We start from the raw sequence: 4,254 nt of genomic DNA, 5'->3' as shown, positions 1-4,254 counted from the left end.
ATTACCCGAAAAAAGGAAAAAGAGCCATCCTCGGTCAATGAAAGAGCAGTTCACAGAGCGATATGAAAAAAGGACCATCCTAGGGTTAATGAAATAGTGGTATATTAGCAAAAAAACGTTCCCGTTTTCATTAATTTTAAACAAAGGCTTGAAACTTCTAACAGGAAGGAGAATGTCCATGACCAAAAATAATGCAGAGGAAATCCTCGAAAAAGACCGGCAGTATTTGTGGCATCATATGACCCCCTATAAAGAAAAAGCCTCACCAACCGTTGCGGTTGAAGGAAAAGGATCGTGGATTACGGATATCCATGGCAATAAATACTTAGATGCCATGTCTGGATTATGGTGTGTGAATGTCGGATACGGAAGAGAAGAGTTAGCCCAGGCAGCATATGAACAACTAAAAAGCATGCCCTATTTTCCACTTTCACAAAGTCATCTTCCGGCCATCCAGCTAGCGGAGAAATTGAACGAGTGGTTAGAAGGAGATTATGTGATTTTTTTCTCGAACAGCGGGTCTGAGGCAAATGAAACCGCCTTTAAAATGGCGCGTCAGTATCACCAGCAAAACGGAGAACCGGCTCGTTATAAATTTATTTCGCGTTATCGAGCCTACCATGGGAATTCAATGGGGGCTTTAGCTGCGACAGGCCAGGCTGTACGGAAATTTAATTATGAACCATTGGCTCCAGGCTTTATTCATGTCAGCCCGCCGGATAGTTATCGCCGTCCAGAAGGGCAAACGATCGAACAATTTAATCTGCAATGCGCTCTAGAAATAGAAAAAACAATCATTTGGGAAGGCCAGGAATCGATTGCTGCGGTCATTATGGAACCCGCTATCACTGGGGGAGGTGTTCTAGTTCCTGAGCCTATTTATATGGAAAAGGTTAAGGAAATCTGCCAAAAGTATGGCATCCTCTTTATTATTGATGAGGTCATTTGCGGCTTTGGACGAACTGGGAAAAAATTTGGTCACATGCATTTTGACATCAAACCTGATATAGTCACCATGGCGAAGGGGCTAACGAGCGGGTATCTTCCTTTATCGGCTACGGCCGTTCGTCGTGAGATATACGACAAATTCAAAAGTTCAGATGAGTATGGTTTTTTCAGACATGTCAATACCTTTGGTGGAAATCCTGCAGCTTGCGCCGTAGCTTTAAAGAATATTGAAATTTACGAAAAAGAAAATTTAGTGGGACGTGCTCGACAATTAGGTAATCGGTTAAGAGAAGAACTGAATGAGCTCATGGATCATCCACTCGTTGGTGATATCCGTAGTTTTGGTTTCTTGCTCGGAATAGAACTGGTTGAAAACAAACAAACGAAGGAACCCGTTTCGCCTGCGAAAATTGATCAAATTATTGCTGAATGTAAAAGCAAGGGATTGATTATTGGGAAGAATGGAGCTACGGTTGCGGGTTTTAATAATATTCTTACGCTTTCTCCGCCATTATCCTCAACAGATGAGGATTTAGAATTTATAGTAACAACATTAAAGAAGGTTATAGGTAAAATCGAATAATGAACAAGAGAAACAGCAGCCTTACATGTAAAGTTTTTGGCTTAAAATAAACCAAAAAGACTTAACCCCCGTGGTTAAGTCTTTTGCATATATTAACGTATTCTATTAAACGTCAACTAAATATCCTTTCCTTACTATTTTTTTCATCGAAACGGATTATCCTTTTAATCCGTTTGTTTCGATAGATACTAATATGAAATTGTGGGATCCATCATGGACAAACCTATTCACCACCCCCTATTGATTACGAATGTTTGGTTCTGATCACCCGGACCGATAAACTCTAATGCGGCAGGAGAATATACGGCAACTTTTCTTTTCACGCCCTCCAATAGAATTCGGATTGGCTCTATAACTATATGATCCTGAAAGAGATGGCCTCCTGAGATCATTATCTGTTTGGCTCTCCTAGCCAAGCCAGCCTTAATTATTTTACGATCAATGATAAAGTTGAACGTTTCGATCTCTTTCTCTTTAAGAGGCATTGATTCTTTCACTGGCTGTAATCCTTCTGCTTCAACTGAAGCAACTAAACCAATTTCACGTTTATTTAATACTAGGACGAAGTTATACCCTGTGTCCGTTTTCTTTTGGACAATTTCTACTTGATCTGTAATAACCGTGATAAATTCATCCGAGTCTTTCGAGTGTGAGTCTTGAGAATTCTCTTTTTGCTTGATGACTCGGTAAGATGCTTTTGCTCCAATTCCTTCAGCTGTGAAGTCGAAAGGTTTTATACTTTGAGTACGGACAAAGTATAGTTGATTCACCTTTTCTTTACTGTCTAATTGGACACATAAAGCAACATCCTCTTTCACCGCCTTTCCCTCACCGTTCGAGAGCATTGGGACATTCATTTTCATTCCTGGAAATTGAACGAAGATGTAGCTGAAGTTTTTCTTAGGCAGTACATCTGAAAGTCTCATAAACTCACAACCTTTCTGATTGTTTCAAGGTTATTTTCCTTGTAAAAGTATAATTCCATATAAAATCCTTTCTTCCTGTATGGGTATGAAGAGTTTTCATCGTCACTTTCTTATGAAATGTGAGGGTTCCTCCTATTAGTTGAGTAAATATGAGGAAATCTACTAGCGAAAAATGTAAATCGTCAAAAATTTTTCTATCTAAAACGAAATTTATAGACTATTCGCTAAATTATGTATTAAAATAAACTTTATATATTTTTAATCAAAAAAAGAATATAGTAATCTTACGATATAAAAATTGAACAAGTATGAGAATCAAGACATATAAACCTGGAGGGCGCTATGAACTTTGTTAGTACACGAGGAAAAGTAAATAAAATTGGATTTATTGATACAGTCTTAATGGGACTGGCAAATGACGGGGGACTATTAGTACCTGAGAATATCCCGCAAATTCCTGCCGAAAAGCTAGAAGCTATGTCCCGTTTAACGTATCAGGAATTAGCCTTCGAAATTTTTTCCTATTTTGTTGATGGGGAAATTCCAGGCAATGAGCTAAAGGAATTAATCGAGAAAAGCTATGCAACCTTCCGCCACCCGGAAGTAACGCCTGTACAAAAAGTAAAAGATAATCTGTATGTGCTGGAACTGTTCCATGGTCCAACCTTTGCTTTTAAAGATATTGCGCTGCAATTTTTAGGTAATTTATATTCCTATGTGTCAAAGAAGACAGGTGAAACGATTCATATCCTCGGAGCTACTTCTGGTGATACGGGTGCATCTGCCATTGAAGGTGTGAGAGGAAAAGAAGGCATTCGCATTTGTATTTTGCACCCGCATGGCAAAGTAAGTAAGGTACAAGAATTGCAGATGACTACTGTTGCTGATAAAAGTGTGTTGAATTTAGCCATAAAAGGAACATTTGATGATGGTCAGAGAATCATTAAGGAATTGTTCGCTGATGTAGAACTTAAAAACAAGTATCATCTTCGCGCAATTAATTCTATTAACTTTGTACGCATCTTGGCGCAAACTGTATATTATTTTTATGCGTATTTCCAAGTGAAAAAAGAGAACAACCTAACAAATGTTAACTTTAGCGTACCGACAGGCAACTTTGGTGATATCTTTGCTGGTTATCTTGCCAAGAAAATGGGCCTTCCTGTAGGTAAACTGATTGTTGCAACCAATGAGAATAATATATTAGAAAGCTTTATCCAGGATGGCGTGTACATGCCAGGTGAATTCCGAAGCACCTACAGCCCTTCGATGGATATTCAAGTAGCCAGCAATTTTGAGCGTTACCTGTACTACTTGCTTGGCGAAGATTCTCAAGCAGTGTCCGACTTAATGGAAAAATTTAAGTCAGAAGGAAAAATTGTTGTGAACGAAGATCAGCTCCAACAGGTTCAAAACGATTTTGCAGCACATGGAGTGGAAGGGAAAGAATGCTTGCAGACGATCAGTAAGTATTATAATGAAACGAGTTACTTATTAGATCCACACACTGCCTGCGGTGTCGCGGCTTACGAAAAATGTAATCATGCAAATGAGGTGTGTGTAACATTGGCAACAGCCCATCCGGCTAAGTTTAATGAATCGATTGAACTTTGTGATATTAAGCAGACATTCCCTGAGGAAATCAAGCAATTGTTTAATAAACCACAATATTTAGAAGTGGTAGAAGCGGACAATGATGAAGTAGTTCGTAATTTAGAAAAGCTTTTTAGTTATTCTGTAAAATAAATAGTTATGAAGTGTTGGTTCTTAATCTAAACAAAGTCCACCCTCCTTTTA

Annotated in this window: 3 protein-coding genes; 2 read left to right on the top strand and 1 reads right to left on the bottom strand. The window is 38.6% G+C overall.

Annotated features, from left to right (window positions below; translation table 11 throughout):
- Window positions 1–178: 178 nt before the first annotated feature.
- Window positions 179–1,531 (top strand): aspartate aminotransferase family protein, encoded by a 1,353-nt coding sequence (locus V7077_RS24330; RefSeq protein ID WP_420489706.1) that lies wholly within the window; start codon window positions 179–181, stop codon window positions 1,529–1,531.
- Window positions 1,532–1,758: 227 nt separating this feature from the next.
- On the opposite strand, the gene V7077_RS24325 is transcribed toward V7077_RS24330, so the two are convergent.
- Window positions 1,759–2,457, bottom strand: a complete 699-nt coding sequence (locus tag V7077_RS24325; RefSeq protein ID WP_335506734.1) for a hypothetical protein — start codon at window positions 2,455–2,457, stop codon at window positions 1,759–1,761.
- 342 nt (window positions 2,458–2,799) lie between these two features.
- On the opposite strand from V7077_RS24325, the gene thrC reads away from it, so the two are divergent.
- Window positions 2,800–4,203 (top strand): threonine synthase, encoded by a 1,404-nt coding sequence (thrC, locus tag V7077_RS24320; protein ID WP_335506732.1) that lies wholly within the window; start codon window positions 2,800–2,802, stop codon window positions 4,201–4,203.
- The last annotated feature ends 51 nt before the right edge of the window (window positions 4,204–4,254 follow it).

The organism is Neobacillus vireti (assembly GCF_036962465.1).
In the GTDB taxonomy this organism is placed as follows: domain Bacteria; phylum Bacillota; class Bacilli; order Bacillales; family Cytobacillaceae; genus Neobacillus; species Neobacillus vireti_B.
Note: the sequence above shows the minus strand (reverse complement) of the source record. Positions and strands in the feature narration are given on the sequence as shown.

Coding starts and splice junctions, on each gene's coding strand:
- V7077_RS24330 (WP_420489706.1), top strand. CDS start 179: ATGACCAAAAATAATGCAGAGGAAATCCTCGAAAAAGACCGGCAGTAT.
- V7077_RS24325 (WP_335506734.1), bottom strand. CDS start 2,457: ATGAGACTTTCAGATGTACTGCCTAAGAAAAACTTCAGCTACATCTTC.
- thrC (WP_335506732.1), top strand. CDS start 2,800: ATGAACTTTGTTAGTACACGAGGAAAAGTAAATAAAATTGGATTTATT.